The organism is Hydrogenovibrio marinus, assembly GCF_013340845.1.
Lineage (GTDB): Bacteria > Pseudomonadota > Gammaproteobacteria > Thiomicrospirales > Thiomicrospiraceae > Hydrogenovibrio > Hydrogenovibrio marinus.
This window is the reverse complement of record NZ_AP020335.1, coordinates 1,392,090-1,406,485: the sequence shown is the minus strand read 5'-3', so window position 1 is coordinate 1,406,485 and position 14,396 is coordinate 1,392,090. Positions and strand designations below refer to the sequence as shown.

At 44.5% G+C, this 14,396-nt stretch carries 17 protein-coding genes; 16 read left to right on the top strand and 1 reads right to left on the bottom strand.

Features of this window, described 5'->3' with window-relative positions; all coding sequences use genetic code 11:
- Positions 1-69 precede the first annotated feature (69 nt).
- The 4 genes from HVMH_RS06685 (at position 70) to HVMH_RS06670 (ending at position 2,977) form a co-directional block, all read left to right on the top strand.
- Positions 70-561, top strand: coding sequence for a hypothetical protein (locus HVMH_RS06685; protein WP_051622979.1), 492 nt, complete (start codon positions 70-72; stop codon positions 559-561).
- A 55-nt stretch (positions 562-616) separates the two neighbouring features.
- Entirely contained in the window at positions 617-1,123 is a 507-nt protein-coding gene (locus HVMH_RS06680; protein WP_029909171.1) for a DNA-deoxyinosine glycosylase, read from the top strand.
- An 89-nt stretch (positions 1,124-1,212) separates the two neighbouring features.
- Positions 1,213-2,706: a prephenate-dependent tRNA uridine(34) hydroxylase TrhP gene (gene trhP, locus HVMH_RS06675; protein WP_029909169.1), complete on the top strand. Its 1,494-nt coding sequence runs from the start codon at positions 1,213-1,215 to the stop codon at positions 2,704-2,706.
- A gap of 13 nt (positions 2,707-2,719) precedes the next feature.
- Positions 2,720-2,977, top strand: coding sequence for a YfhL family 4Fe-4S dicluster ferredoxin (locus HVMH_RS06670; RefSeq protein ID WP_029909167.1), 258 nt, complete (start codon positions 2,720-2,722; stop codon positions 2,975-2,977).
- A 91-nt stretch (positions 2,978-3,068) separates the two neighbouring features.
- Here HVMH_RS06670 and HVMH_RS06665 read toward each other — a convergent pair whose 3' ends face one another.
- A complete protein-coding gene (locus tag HVMH_RS06665; protein ID WP_029909165.1) occupies positions 3,069-3,491 on the bottom strand; it encodes a gamma-glutamylcyclotransferase family protein in 423 nt (140 codons plus the stop codon).
- Positions 3,492-3,603: 112 nt separating this feature from the next.
- Between HVMH_RS06665 and HVMH_RS06660 the strand changes: the two genes are divergently transcribed.
- The 12 genes from HVMH_RS06660 to HVMH_RS06605 all read left to right on the top strand — a co-directional run bounded on the left by HVMH_RS06660 (position 3,604) and on the right by HVMH_RS06605 (position 14,323).
- Positions 3,604-4,161, top strand: coding sequence for a DsrE family protein (locus HVMH_RS06660; protein ID WP_029909162.1), 558 nt, complete (start codon positions 3,604-3,606; stop codon positions 4,159-4,161).
- Positions 4,162-4,341: 180 nt separating this feature from the next.
- Positions 4,342-5,004: a glutathione S-transferase family protein gene (locus HVMH_RS06655; RefSeq protein ID WP_029909160.1), complete on the top strand. Its 663-nt coding sequence runs from the start codon at positions 4,342-4,344 to the stop codon at positions 5,002-5,004.
- A gap of 32 nt (positions 5,005-5,036) precedes the next feature.
- Positions 5,037-5,867, top strand: coding sequence for a hypothetical protein (locus HVMH_RS06650; protein ID WP_051622978.1), 831 nt, complete (start codon positions 5,037-5,039; stop codon positions 5,865-5,867).
- A 39-nt stretch (positions 5,868-5,906) separates the two neighbouring features.
- The gene (locus tag HVMH_RS06645) at positions 5,907-6,896 is read left to right on the top strand and encodes a prenyltransferase (RefSeq protein WP_051622977.1); all 990 of its coding nucleotides are present in this window, start codon (positions 5,907-5,909) and stop codon (positions 6,894-6,896) included.
- A gap of 21 nt (positions 6,897-6,917) precedes the next feature.
- Positions 6,918-7,811: a cysteine synthase CysM gene (cysM, locus tag HVMH_RS06640; RefSeq protein ID WP_029909155.1), complete on the top strand. Its 894-nt coding sequence runs from the start codon at positions 6,918-6,920 to the stop codon at positions 7,809-7,811.
- Positions 7,812-7,833: 22 nt separating this feature from the next.
- A complete protein-coding gene (locus tag HVMH_RS06635; RefSeq protein WP_029909153.1) occupies positions 7,834-8,340 on the top strand; it encodes a CYTH domain-containing protein in 507 nt (168 codons plus the stop codon).
- Entirely contained in the window at positions 8,318-9,724 is a 1,407-nt protein-coding gene (locus HVMH_RS06630; protein WP_232087740.1) for a TolC family outer membrane protein, read from the top strand. Before HVMH_RS06635 ends, HVMH_RS06630 begins: the two co-directional genes overlap by 23 nt.
- A 74-nt stretch (positions 9,725-9,798) precedes the next feature.
- The gene (locus tag HVMH_RS06625; protein ID WP_029909148.1) at positions 9,799-11,334 is read left to right on the top strand and encodes an ABC transporter substrate-binding protein; all 1,536 of its coding nucleotides are present in this window, start codon (positions 9,799-9,801) and stop codon (positions 11,332-11,334) included.
- Positions 11,335-11,336: 2 nt separating this feature from the next.
- Positions 11,337-11,972, top strand: a complete 636-nt coding sequence (locus tag HVMH_RS06620; protein ID WP_051622976.1) for a DUF2238 domain-containing protein — start codon at positions 11,337-11,339, stop codon at positions 11,970-11,972.
- A gap of 75 nt (positions 11,973-12,047) precedes the next feature.
- Positions 12,048-12,527, top strand: a complete 480-nt coding sequence (locus HVMH_RS06615) for a L,D-transpeptidase (protein WP_029909143.1) — start codon at positions 12,048-12,050, stop codon at positions 12,525-12,527.
- A gap of 18 nt (positions 12,528-12,545) precedes the next feature.
- Positions 12,546-13,469 (top strand): nickel ABC transporter permease, encoded by a 924-nt coding sequence (nikB, locus tag HVMH_RS06610; protein ID WP_029909140.1) that lies wholly within the window; start codon positions 12,546-12,548, stop codon positions 13,467-13,469.
- On the top strand, positions 13,466-14,323 hold the full coding sequence (locus HVMH_RS06605) for an ABC transporter permease (protein ID WP_232087739.1): 858 nt from the start codon (positions 13,466-13,468) through the stop codon (positions 14,321-14,323). The genes nikB and HVMH_RS06605 overlap by 4 nt, the downstream gene beginning before the upstream one ends.
- Positions 14,324-14,396: the final 73 nt, after the last annotated feature.

The following is a 14,396-nucleotide window of genomic DNA, read 5'->3' as shown; positions in this document are numbered from 1 at the left end:
TTTCAATGCTTTAGTCTTAAGCCGCCTGTATTCTTACTGGCGGCTTTTTACTTTTTGGAGATATAGATTATGTTTCAACGCCCGATTTTTACATCCTTTCTGTTGTTGGTTCTTAGCTTTGGCTTTTTAAATTTTGCTCACGCTGGTCAAGCAGATGCTGTGCAACTCACCGCGCACGAATTCAAAAACCAGTGGGATAAGCCTGCAAAACTCGATGCTTCTGTTCAGTGGGTGATTTTCTCTCACCACAAAGATGGTAACGAATGGGTTAGAGATGCACTAAATGAATTGGGGATTAAAAACCTGGAAGAGCGTCATTGGCTTTATGTTGCCGATATTTCCGGTATGCCAAGCTTCGTGACCAAGCTATTTGCACTTCCAAAAATGCGTAAATATGATTTCCCAATTGCTTTGTCTGATGATGAAGTCAACACTCAAAACTGGCCGGAAAAAGAAGATACCGTTTCTGTCTACAAGCTAGAGAACCTAAAGATTGTTGAGACGAAGACCTTTCCAAGCAAATTGTCTTTAGAAGATTTCTTAATGTCTATTTCCAACTAAGAAAGCGCTCAAAATCTGCCAGGTTGGGGTTGAGCTTTCATTATAAAATAGCGCAATGTTTAAATGTAACGGTTTCAACCCCATACTTTCTGACGAACCAAAATGCATGGTACTTGGCACCATGCCGAGTGTCGCTTCCTTGGAAGAGTCTTTTTATTATGCGCATCCGCGCAATGCCTTTTGGCCGATACTGTCTGATTACTTTAAACTGCCGATTGAGAGCACTGAGCAGAAAGTCGCGCTCTGTAAGCAAAGTGGTATTTTATTGTGGGATGTGCTCTCAAGCTGTGAGCGGCAGGGGAGTTTGGACTCCGCGATTAAACAACCCGAAGCCAATGATTTTGCATCGCTTTTTCAACAATATCCCAGTCTGAAAACCATTCTATTTAATGGCAAGGCAGCCCAAAACCTGTTTGAAAAACAGGTGACCAAAAAGCAAGCTTTACCGGATGATTTGGTTTTCTTTTCACTCCCTTCAACCAGCCCTGCAAATGCCCAATTAACCTTTGAAAACAAAAGGGTTTTATGGCATGAAACACTTGAGCAAGTGTTATCCAAATAAAGTAAAATACCCGGTTATTTAGTCAAGTATTTGCCGGACATGATTCCGGCATCACTTTTTCACCACTTTTAACTTAAAGGAAGTTTGCCTTGGAAGCAGAAAACCTAAAAGTAGAAAAGTTCAGACCCGAACTTTTGTCGCCTGCCGGTACTTATAAAAACATGGAATACGCTTTTGCGTATGGTGCGGATGCGGTTTATGCCGGTCAGCCACGTTACAGCTTGCGTGTTCGTAATAACGAGTTTGATGAAGCTACCTTGGAAAAAGGTATCAAGCGCGCGCATGAGTTGGGGAAAAAGTTTTATGTGGTGAGTAACATCGCGGCGCATAACTCGAAAATCAAAACCTATATGCGTGACATTGCCCCGATTATCGCGATGAAGCCGGATGCGTTGATTATGTCTGATCCGGGGCTGATTGCGATGGTGCGTGCGGAATATCCTGAACAGGAAATCCATTTGTCAGTTCAGTCGAATGCGGTGAACTGGGCGACCGTAAAATTCTGGTATGACCAAGGCATTAGCCGTGTGGTCTTGTCTCGCGAATTGTCAATTCAGGAAATCCGTGAAATCGGTGAAGCTGTGCCAGGCATGGAGCTGGAAGTATTTGTTCACGGTGCTTTGTGTATTGCCTACTCTGGGCGTTGTTTGCTGTCTGGTTATATCAACAAGCGTGATGCCAACCAAGGGACTTGCACCAATGCTTGCCGTTGGAACTACAACACTTATGAAGGTAAAGAAGACGAGTCAGGTGACATTGTTGGGATTCCAGTCGAGAAAATCGGCAATATCACTGATTTGACGGGGGATGCAGTTGCTACTCATGAAGCGGAAGATTACAACGAGCCGACTTTAGGCCTTGGTGAAACGACTGATACAGTGATGTTGTTGGAAGAAGAAGGGCGTCCGGGTGAATATATGCCTGCGTTTGAGGACGAGCATGGTACTTACATCATGAACTCGAAAGACCTTCGTGCAGTGGAGTTGATTCCAGAATTGGTTGATATGGGTGTGGACTCATTGAAAATCGAAGGGCGCACCAAGTCTCACTATTATGTAGCGCGTACCGCTCAGGTGTATCGTCAAGCGATTGATGATGCGGCAGAAGGTAAACCTTTTGACACCAATTTGCTGGCAGACTTAGAAAGTTTGGCAAGCCGAGGTTATACCGAAGGTTTCTTGCGTCGTCACGTGCATTCTGAATATCAAAACTACGAATACGGTGTGTCCAAGTCAGATCGCCAGCGTTTTGTCGGTGAAGTGGTGGATGTTATTGAACGTGATGGCAAAAGCTTCTTGGAAATCGATGTGAAAAACAAATTCTGCGTTGGAGATTCAATCGAAGTCATGACGCCAGCAGGAAACGTCACCATGGTATTGCCTGAAATGCGTGATCAGCACGATAAAGACATTGAAGCGGCATTAGGCTCCGGCTGGGTTGCACGTATTCCAAACCCGTTTAAGAATATTGATATTGATGTTTTGAAATTCGGTTTGATTATGCGTAACGAAGCTTGGGGTGGTGATGCTAAGCGTGACGCGGCTGCGAAGAAGCAAAAAGAACAGCAAGCGGCTCAGGTTTGATTCGGGAAATAACATGGCGTTAAAAATTCTTGAAGGCTGTACCAATTGCGATATGTGCGAGCCGGAGTGCCCGAATCAAGCAATCTACTACGGCGAGAAAATCTACGAAATCAATCCTGATTTATGTACGGAGTGTGTCGGTTATTATGACACGCCAACCTGTGTGAGTGTCTGCCCGGTGGATTGTATTATTACCGACCCGAATCGGGTTGAAGATCAGGATACTTTGCTTAAGAAGTTTGAGCATCTGGTACTGACTGACAAGATTTAATCACTCAGTTTGAAACGCTGTTTTATCTTTAAAATCTGCCAGGTTGGGGGAACGTATCACTCCCCCAACCTGGCAGATATTCTCATGCAACTTAACTTTCGAAACCTTTATATTGCTGTAGGAAGCGCTGTAATCCTTCCGCCTCAAAAGCTTGTACATCCCAATCTCTTTCAGAAACACGATGCAAGAAATCCGGTTTGATGACATAGATTTCAATCGTGATTTCGTTGTTATCAGTTGTTATAGCTGTTTCTGTCAGACGAAGATATTCCTCGCCTTCAAACTTATCTAGTGAAACTTGGTCTTCTGGTGAAACATCAAAGTACACTCGTCCAAGAACTTGATTATCTAGCGAACTGTCATCTTTATAAACAGCAGGGTAATCTTGATCAATAACACACTTTCTGTGAAATCCATTAAGCGTGGCTTGGCAAGATTCATAATTGCCTGTAACAAGTTGCTGCCAGACTTCAGGGTACATAAGTGAACCATAAGTAAAAATGTGCTTTTTCATGTGTTTGCTCTTTGTGACTAAATATAAGTCTATATTAATGTGTTCGCGGAAAAATACCACGCTATTTAAAATATAAATATAACCCTAGTCCAAAGTTGGAAAGGAGGTTGAGATGTTAAATGTTAAATGGCTTGCCGGTTTGTTCTTTGTGATGCTGTTTTTTGCCACGGGCGCTTACCCACAGCAGCAATCATTGCCTGAAGTTGCACCGGCAGTGGCAAAAATCCTTGCTATGCAGCATCAACCAGATGGAGTGGTGTTTGATATTGAAACACTGGACGAGAATGCCTTACCCGCCTTTGCGCCTTATGTCAGTAAGCAAATCCAGATGATCCGTAAAAAGTTTCCGGATGTTGATATCGCGGTGGTGACGCATGGTGCGGAAGAGTTTGCATTACAGAAAAAAGAAGAAGCAAAAAATCACAAGTTGCATGACTTGTTCAATCAAATGGTCAAAGATGAAGGGGTGAGTGTGCATGTGTGCGGCGCAGTCGCCGGGTTAAAGAAACTTACTCAGGAAGACTTTCCTGACTTAGTGAGTTTTTCCACTTCAGGTATGGCGCAGTTGAATGACTATAAAGCCTTGGGTTACACGGTCGTGACAATTCGACAGCTCGATAAACAGCAACGAGATGAATTGTTTGATCACCCTGACAAATATTTGAAGTAAATCAACAAATAGACCTGAAAGCAAACAGCACTCTTAAATCTCTGTGAATCTCACTGCACAACGGTTGACCTCACCTTTATTCTTTGTATGATGACAAAAGTAACGGCATTAATTGAGCCTTAAATTTTATCTTTTAGTGCCAAATTCAAACCTGCTAGTCCAATCCAGAGGTGGTTTTCTATGTCGGAAAAACTCGAACTCATCAGTTTTAAGCTGTGTCCTTTTGTACAAAGAGCCGTCATTATCTTGAATTACAAAAATGTTGACTTCGATGTTACCTATATCGATTTGAGTGATCCACCGGATTGGTTTAATACGCTTTCTCCACTCGGTAAAGTACCGGTTTTGAAGGTGGGTGATGAAGTGTTGTTTGAGTCATCGGTTATCCAGGAGTATCTGGATGAAATCACCCCACCTTGTTTAATGCCTTCCGACCCGCTTGTTAAAGCTAAAAACCGTGCATGGATTGCCTTCGGTGGCGAGATGATGATGTATGTGCCTCAAATGATGCAAGCCAAGACGGAAGAGGCTTTTGAAGAAGCAAAAGCGGGATTGATCGATAAACTGTCTCGCTTGGAGGTTGTGCATTCCGCTGGAACCTATTTCAATGGTGATGACTTTGCTTTGATTGATGCGGCCTATGCGCCATTGTTGATGCGGTTGGAGATTTTCGAGAAGCTCTGCGGTGTAAGTTTCTTGGATAGTTTGCCGAAAATCAAACGTTGGGCGGATACTTTATTGGCAATGCCTTGTGTAAAAGAGTCCGTAGTGGATGAATTGCCGCAACTCTATGCTGGCGCCTTGCAAAGGACTGACGGCTATCTTGCGTCACTGGCGTTTTAAGCTGAGTTATGGTGTTTAAAAGAATGAAGAAAATGGAGTTAGCGCCTCTCGGCTTTATGGTTGCTTTGTTGGTGCTGGCACTAAATGCGAAGGCATCACCAAAGGTTAAGTTTCATCTAAGTTCCGCGGACTTACATTGGATAGCGGAGCGCATTTCTTTCAATGAAACGGCAGATAAAGTTGAAAATCTGACGTTCTGGAATCCGAAAGAGTCTTTTCCTTCTTTTGGAATAGGGCATTTTATTTGGCTTCCAAAAGGCGTTGATGTACCGTTTGAGGAAACCTTTCCAAAAATGGTGCGGTTTGTTTCTCAAAAAAATCCTCCCCCGGACTGGTTGGTCGAACTAAATCCAATGCAACCACCTTGGTCAAACCGAGAAGCATTTATTCGTGAACAAAACTCTTCCAAAATGCAGATGCTTCGTCACTGGTTGTTGCAAACCAAAGATGAGCAGGCGGCATTTATTTTGCAGCGATTTCAGCAGACATTGAACGAATCAATAGCGAATTTATCCTTAACCGATCAGTGGAAAGTAAAAGAAACCATTGAATTGATGTCAGCCCATAAAGTGAGTGCTTATGCATTATTGGATTACTTTAATTTCAAAGGGTTAGGTAATAATTCTAAAGAGCGTTATAAAGGGCAAGGGTGGGGCTTGTTGGATGTATTGTTGGCGATGCCATCCGTCACTAAACAAACACGGTTGGAGGCTTTTGTCACTACGGCGAAGACACTGTTAAAAGATAGAGCGAATAATGCGCCGACAGAAAAACAACGTGCCATTGAGCAGAAATGGTTAACGGGTTGGAATCATCGATTGGACGCTTATCTTAAGTTGGCTAAAGAGCATGCTATTGAATAAGTTGATCAGCGCAAGATATTGCCATGCTATGAGGGTTGGATGAACGACACTTCTTTAAAGTTAAAAACCGTTTTCATGACGATGCGACCGCCATTTCTGGTGCTGACGTTATCCATTATGTTGTTACTGCTGGCAGTGTCGATTGAGCAGGCGGGCATAAGGATATTACACTTTTCGTTTGGACTGTTTGCGTTGGTATGTATTGGTGCTTTGGCAGCGCATATCAGTGTCAATATGCTGAACGAATACGAAGATTATCAATCTGGGTTGGATGCGACTACTGATAGAACGTCCTTTAGTGGTGGTAGTGGCGGTTTGCAGGCATTTTCTGGCGCACAAGAATGGGTAGCGGCAGTTGCCTACGCATTGATTGGATTGATTATCGCATTGGGCGCCTATTTTGTTTATTTGAGAGGCTGGAGCTTATTACCGCTAGGCTTGTTAGGAGTGTTTGTCATCCTGTCTTACACTTCATTGCTGACGCGCTTCCCTTGGTTGTGCTTTATGGCACCCGGCTTAGGGTTTGGTCCTTTGATGATGGTCGGTGGTTATTTCGTGCTGTTTGGTGAGTTTTCGTGGCAAGTGGCTTTGGTTTCTTTAATTCCGTTTCTTTTGGTGAACAACCTATTACTCATCAATCAATTACCGGATAGGGCAGCAGATAAGCAGTTTGGGCGTTTTAACCTGTGGCATAGATATGGCGTTGCCTTTGGGTTGAAGCTTTTCGTTTTACAGGGCGTGCTGGCGTTTGTGGTTTTGGCGATGGCGATTTTTCTAGGTGCGCTACCGGTGGCGGGAAGCACTGGATTTTTGTTGCTATTGTTGTTTGTGCCTATGGCGCATAAGGTAGAATATCTGCAACCCGTTGTCTCAAAAGAAGCTGGTGACGATGCATTAAAAGAGTTTGAAAGCATCCAGAACACCGCAGTTTGGAAAGATAAACTGAATTCTGTGATGGCATTGAATGTCGGCGTGACGATTTTATTGCCAATAGCTGTTGCGACGGGCATATATCTGTCGTTGATTTAAAAAATTAAAAGTGGATAGTTTATGAAAACTTTAATGGATGTCGTTGGAAACACCCCCTTGATTAAAATCCAACGTTTGGTGAATGCGAATACCAATAGTGTGATTCTGGCAAAGCTTGAAGGAAATAACCCGGCCGGTTCGGTGAAAGATCGACCCGCTCTAAACATGATCAAGCAGGCCGAGCTACGCGGAGAAATCAAGCCGGGCGATACGCTGATTGAAGCGACAAGTGGCAACACAGGGATTGCTTTGGCGATGGTTGCCGCGATGTTGGGTTATAAGATGAAATTGATTATGCCGGACAATATGTCTATGGAGCGTAAGGCATCTATGGCGGCCTATGGCGCTGAATTGATTTTGGTGTCAAAAGAAGAGGGCATGGAAGGTGCTCGAGACCTAGCACAGAAAATGCAGTCAGAAGGACAAGGAACCGTTCTCGATCAATTTGCCAATCCAGATAATCCATTGGCGCACTATTTCACCACCGGTCCAGAAATTTGGGATGAAACCGAAGGCAATATCACGCATTTTGTCAGTGCAATGGGAACGACGGGAACCATTATGGGAACCTCCATGTACCTTAAAGAACAAAATCCAGATATTCAGGTGGTTGGCGTACAGCCAACCGAGGGCTCTTCCATTCCCGGCATTCGCCGCTGGCCGAAAGAATATTTACCCAGTATCTATGATGACTCTCGCGTAGACCGCACCATTGATATGTCTCAAGCTCTTGCTGAAGACACCATGAAACGCATGGCGAAAGAAGAGGGTATTTTCGCTGGTGTCTCTTCGGGTGGAGCGATGGCTGCGGCTTTGCAAATTGCCAATGAAACGGAAAATGCGCTGATCGTGACAATTGTTTGCGATAGAGGAGATCGTTACCTTTCAACGGGTGTTTTTAACCCAAAAAACTAAACACAGAAGAAAATATAAAAATATGGCAAGAGAGATTGAAAGAAAGTTTCTGGTTGCAAACCTTGACTGGAAACAGCTTGCGAAAAAGAAAACGCACATGGCACAAGGCTATTTGAATGATATTCAGCAGCCTGGTAGTAAAAGTTCCATTCGTATCCGTTTGGAGGGAGATGAAGCGACTATCAACATCAAGAGTTTGGAAATTGGTCTCAGTCGGGATGAATATGAATATCCGGTTGATGTCTCAGATGCAGAGAAAATGCTTAAAACACTTGCTGTTGGCCCTGTAATCGAGAAGGTGCGTTATTTAGTAGACATTGAAGAACATACCTGGGAAATCGACGAATTTTTAGGGGATAATGACGGATTGATTGTCGCGGAAGTGGAACTGGACAGCGAAGATGAAGCGCTGGAACTACCTGAATGGATTGGGCGCGAAGTGACGAATATCGTTCGTTATTACAATATCAGTCTGACCCAGAAGCCCTACACCACCTGGAGTGAAGATGAAAAAAACAGCTTTGAATAATTCAGTTAGACCAGCGAATCCATTTAAAAAGAAAGCCGTCACATTAGTGGTCTCCAGCATGATGGCTGCGGGTTTAGCGATGACTTCGTTTCAGTCGCAAGCAGCTTATAGCCTATTTGATGTTTATCAGATGGCTGTCGCCCATGATGCGACGTTGGCGCAAGCACAAGCGACGTATCAGGCTAATCAACAACTGGTCAAAATCGCACGTGCGTCGTTATTACCTCAAGTCAGTGCCAATGCAGCCTATACTGACAGCTACCTGAATGAAAAATCGGTGGATACCAAAACCGCTGATATCACTTTGAAGCAGTCTCTTTACCAGCATGATTCCTGGGCAAAATACTCTCAAGCAAAATACAGTTTGAAGAAGGCTGAATACACGATTAAGAGCGCGGAGCAAGACATTATTGTCCGTGTGGCGGATGCTTACTTCAAAGTGTTGTTGGCGCAAGAAGATGTCAAACTAGCCAAGGCGAAAGAGAAGGCTGATGAAACTCAGTGGGATCGCGCTAAAGCTTCCGCTCAGGTTGGTCTGGCGAGTAGAACAGATGTGTTGCAAGCCAAGTCGAGTTATGACTTGTCAAAATCCGACCGCATCTCTGCTGAGAACAACTTGGATGTGGCTTACGAAGAGTTGACCAAGTTGACAGGCAAGCCAGTAAAAGACTTAAAAGTCATCGCTTTAAGCGTGAAGTTGCCTCAACCACAATTGAATATCAATACCTATGAACAACAAGCGCTAGATAGCAACTTGACTGTTCTACAAGCAGAAGAACAAGCTAAGGTCGCTAGTGAAGAAGTTGAAGTTCAGAAGTCAGGGCATTGGTTTAATCTAAGCTTACAAGCACAATATGAACATACCGAAGGGTCGGCTATCCCGAGTTATTCGTTCAGTGCAAAGTATCCTAATAATGCAAGTGCCAGTATTGTCGCTTCGTTGCCACTGTATTCAGGTGGTGGAACGTCAGCATTGGTCTCTCAAGCCCGTTCAAACTATCAAGCTGCAGAAATCGGGGTGCGAGATGCAAGAGAAAACGCCAAGTTGAATGCACGTGTTCAAGTGCGTAATGTTGAAAGAGGGGTTGAATTGGTCGCTGCCAACCGTGCTGCGGTGAAGTCGAATGATGCCTTCCTTGAAGCTGCCGAAGAAGGATACAAAGTCGGTTTGAAAGACTTGTTGGAAGTCCTGACTGCGCGTACCAATAAGTTCCAGGCAAGACGTAACTTGGCACAGTCGTTACAAAATGTTGTATTGAGCCGCTTGAAATTAGAGGCGGCAGTGGGAACACTAGATGCCGATAAGCTACAAAGATATGACAGTATTTTGTCTGATCCGGTTGACGATGCAAATCCACCCGTGGATTCGGGTAGCAGTTCCTAGTAATAGGTTTCTGTCTGAGCTGTTTTCTATGAAGTCGCCATTACAATGTGTTTCAAGTTATGATGTTTTAACAGATGGATAGGCGAACTTTTTTTAAACGAACGTCTAGTGGACTGGCTGGCTTAGCCGTTTGGCCGTCCATATCGCTATTGGCGGGTTGTGAAACTCACTCTAGTGCGAGTCAAATTCTGGTTGGTGTTACCTCAAGAACACGTGTGCTGGATCCGAGGCAAGCGACAGATGCTTTGTCGAGCCGACTTAATCGTCTGATTTACCGTCAACTAATCGATTTCAACGAGTCTTTTGAGCCGATTCCAGATTTAGCGACTTGGGAAATGGTTTCACCCACGCAATATCGTTTTACACTCAAAGTGCGTCCAAGGTTTCACCATGGTAAGCAGTTGTCTTCTGAAGATGTGGTGGCGACATTTGATTCGATTCTGGATCCCAAGCAAGGTTCTCCTCTTAGAGGATCGTTGAAGCACATCACTTCAGCCGTGGCGCTTAACGACACCCAGTTTGATTTTCATTTGGCACATCCTGATACGTTATTTGTTGGTCGTTTGGTGATTGGTATTTTGCCGAAAGATCTGATTGAGCAAGACCATTCGTTTTTGTCGTCACCAATTGGCTGCGGTGCCTGTCGTTTTCTCTCTATGGACGAACAAAGGCTTGTATTACAAAGGCCGGATAAAACAACGCTAGAGTTCATCCCGGTTAAGGATGCGACTGTCAGAGTGTTGAAACTCCGTAAGGGAGAACTGGATCTCATACAAAACGATTTGTCGCCTGAATTGTTGAATTACTGCCATCACCGCGATGATTTGGTCGTATCGTCTCATTTCGGTACCAGCTTTGCCTATATTGGCTTTAATTTTGAAGACCCTTTGTTATCCAAACTTGAGATGCGGCAGGCGCTGGCGCACGGTATTAATCGACCATTGATAATTGATACGCTGTTCGCTGGCGAAGCGCGCTTGGCTGGCGGGTTATTGGTGCCGGAGCATTGGTGTGGTGTGCCTGATTTAAAAGGGTTTGATTATGATCCTGATAAGGCACGAGCTTTGTTGTCGGAGCTAAGGAAACAAACCGATTTAATCAAACCTTATCTAAACGAAGCTGGAGAAATCCAGCTGAGCTATAAAACTTCATCGGATCCGACGCGAATTCGGCTGGCGACCATCTATCAAGCTGAGTTGAAGAAAATCGGTATCGCGCTCGATATTCAAAGTTATGACTGGGGAACCTTTTACAGCGACATCAAAAAAGGGCGTTTCCAGTTGTATAGCCTTGCGTGGGTGGGGATTAAGAGCCCGGACATTTTTCAGTACGTGTTTGACTCAGATGCCATTCCGCCCAGAGGCGCGAACCGAGGGCGTTATCGTGATGCGGAAGCGGACACCTTGATTCGTGAAGCAGGAGAGGCACAATCCTTAGCGGAAGAAGCTAAACTCTATCGACAGCTACAACGTCATTTACAAGATACACTGGCGGCAATGCCCTTATGGTATGAAAACCAGTATGCTGTAATGAGAAAGGGCGTAGAAGGCTATCAGCTATATTCCGACGGCCGTTTCGACGGGCTGCTTAAAGTCAAAAAAATGGTTTGAATATGCCGGCTGCGATTCGTAAAGAACATTATTATGGCGCAGTTGGTTTATGGGCTGGAATATTCATTGCGGTCTTATTGTGGTCAACCTATCAACCTAAAGACTGGCTCACATGGTGGATGGAAGCACTGCCTGCATTGATTGGCTTTTTGCTGGTGTTGCGATATAGAGTGACTGTCGGTATCACGCCATTGGTATATTGGCTGATTTTATTGCATTGCATTGTCTTGATGGTCGGTGCCCATTACACCTATGCAGAAGTTCCGTTGTTTTCAGATTTGGAACATTGGCTGCAACAAAGCCGAAACAATTACGATAAGGTAGGGCACTTTCTGCAAGGATTTGTCCCCGTAATGATTGCTAGAGAGCTGCTTTTAAGGCAAAAAGTACTTTCATCGAAGGCATGGATGAATTTTTTTATTGTCTGCTTTGTACTGGCTTTCAGCGCATTTTACGAGTTGGTAGAATGGAGCGCGGCCATGATTTCGGAAACGGGTGCCGAAGCTTTTCTCGGAACGCAGGGCGATGAATGGGACACGCAAACAGATATGTTATTTGCATTGATAGGTGGTATTGCCGCGTTGGTCACGCTGTCTAAGCTGCATGACAAGCAATTGCTTTATTTTTCAAACCGTTAGTATAAACTTTAAAGAAAGGGTTTTAACCCAACCTGGTAGATTTTTAGCGAATTTAGTGCATCCGGATAATTTATTTTGAAGATTCTCATTTCTATTCCACAACAGACGTTAACGTTACTTGACGGCGAAAAAGAAGTTAAGCGTTATTCTGTGAGTACTGCTTTGGCAGGGATTGGCAATGAAAAAAACTCAGGGCAAACGCCTTTGGGTAAACACAAGATTCGTGCGAAGATTGGTGACGGATTACAAAAGAATAGTGTTCTTATAGGGCGCCGTCCAACGGGAGAAATCTATAACGATGCTTTGAGACAAGAGTTCCCGGATAGAGACTGGATATTGACCCGTATATTATGGTTGTCCGGTCTGGAAAAAGGGACGAATCGTTTAGGTAATCAAGATACGATGCAACGTTATATTTACATTCATGGCACACCAGATACCGAACCAATGGGCGTTGCGTTGTCGCACGGCTGTATTCGTATGCGCAATGAAGATGTGATGGATTTATTTGATAGAGTGCCTGTTGGCAGTGAAGTGGAGATTGTTAATGGTTAAGAATGGGGTGACTGTTTAATGCTCCAGTACCTCGTTCGTTTGGTAGGTTCACTTATCTTCATTTCCTGGGTCGTCGGTTCGATGGTTTTCTTCTTGATTCATCTTGTACCGGGCGATCCTGTTGAGGTCATGCTGGGTGATTGGGCAAGTCCGGCTGATGCTGACGCACTGCGCCATCAATTGGGCTTGGACTTGCCGCTATTTCAGCAATATATTCATTATCTGACGGGTATCGTCCAGGGTGATTTTGGCCAGTCATTGTTTTATCAACAACCGGTATCCGAGTTGATCACCAATCGTTTTCCATACACTTTGCAGTTGGCATTACTGTCTTTACTGATAGCGGTATTGATTGCCTTTCCATTAGGTATTTGGGCATCTATCCGTGCGGGAAAATGGCCCGACCATCTGGCAATGTCGGTTTCTTTGATCGGGGTTTCTGTGCCTAACTTTTGGTTGGGACCAATGCTGATTCTGGCGTTTTCCATTGGTTTGTCATTGCTACCAGTGAGTGGTGCCGAGCAACCTTTTTCATGGGTATTGCCTGCCATAACCTTGGGAACGGCGTTGGCTGCGATATTGGCGAGAATGCTGCGTGCGTCGTTATTGGAAATCTACCATGAAGATTTTATAAGAACGGCAAGAGCAAAAGGTCTGTCTGGCGCTGCGGTTTACGGCAAGCATGCATTGATGAATGCCATGTTGCCTGTTATCACTGTGTTGGGTTTGCAACTTGGAACGTTGCTTGGTGGAGCGGTTATTACGGAAGTGGTGTTTGATTGGCCAGGACTGGGACAACTCTTGGTGGAGTCGATACAGCGTCGCGACTATCCTGTTGTCCAAGCCTGTATTTTGATTATCAGTGTGGCTTATATTTTGGTGAATGGTTTGACGGAAGTGGTTTATGCTTGGTTAGACCCTAGGATACGTTTAGCAAAATGATGAAGTCAATGCAGTTTCAATCTATTCGCGATTTACGAAATTACCTGGTTAGCTTTAAGGTGCTGCCATTGTTGGTGGTGCTTATATGGCTAATGATGGCCGTATCGGGTGCGTTTGTCGGCGATGAAGCAACGCAAATTGATTTGAAGAAACTACTCGCTTTTGGTGTTGATCAAAGCTGGTTGGGGTATGACGAATTAGGGCGTCCTGTGTGGGATAGACTGCTTATGGGCGCACAAACCTCTTTTTTGGTGGCGCTGGGTGTTGTGGTCTTCTCTTCAATCATCGGCACAACTATTGGTGTTTATAGTGCTTATGTTGGCGGTTGGACGGATAAGGTTATCCTGAAGATAATAGATGTCTTTTTGGCCTTTCCAGGTTTGTTGCTGGCAATTGCTTTGGCGGCTATTTTAGGGCCAGGAATTGAAAATGTTGTCTTTGCTTTGGTGACGGTAGGTTGGGTAAGTTACGCGAGATTGGCACGGGCACAGACGCTAAGTTTACGTAACCGCGAGCATATTCAAGCAGCTAAGGCTTTTGGAGTACCGACTTATTTGATTTTATGGCGCCACTTGTTGCCATTAATATTGGCGCCTTTAGGGGTTGAAGCCACTTTTGGTATTGCCGGTGCGGTGATTTCAGAGGCGGGGCTTTCTTTCCTTGGGTTGGGGGTACAAGCTCCAGATGCGTCTTGGGGAAGCATGATTAGAGAAGGAACTCGTTACCTTCTGGTTGCGCCACATTTGGTGCTGGCCCCAGGTCTAGCGTTGATGATGGTGGTCTTAGCTGTTAATTTGCTGGGAGATCAGTGGCGAGATCACTTGGATGTGAAGGCAAAGTCCCGCAGAGAATGATTACCCAACAGATTTCCTAAAACCGATTTCGGTTTTTACCCGAAAGCTATTTATAATGTTTAAAAAGTAACGC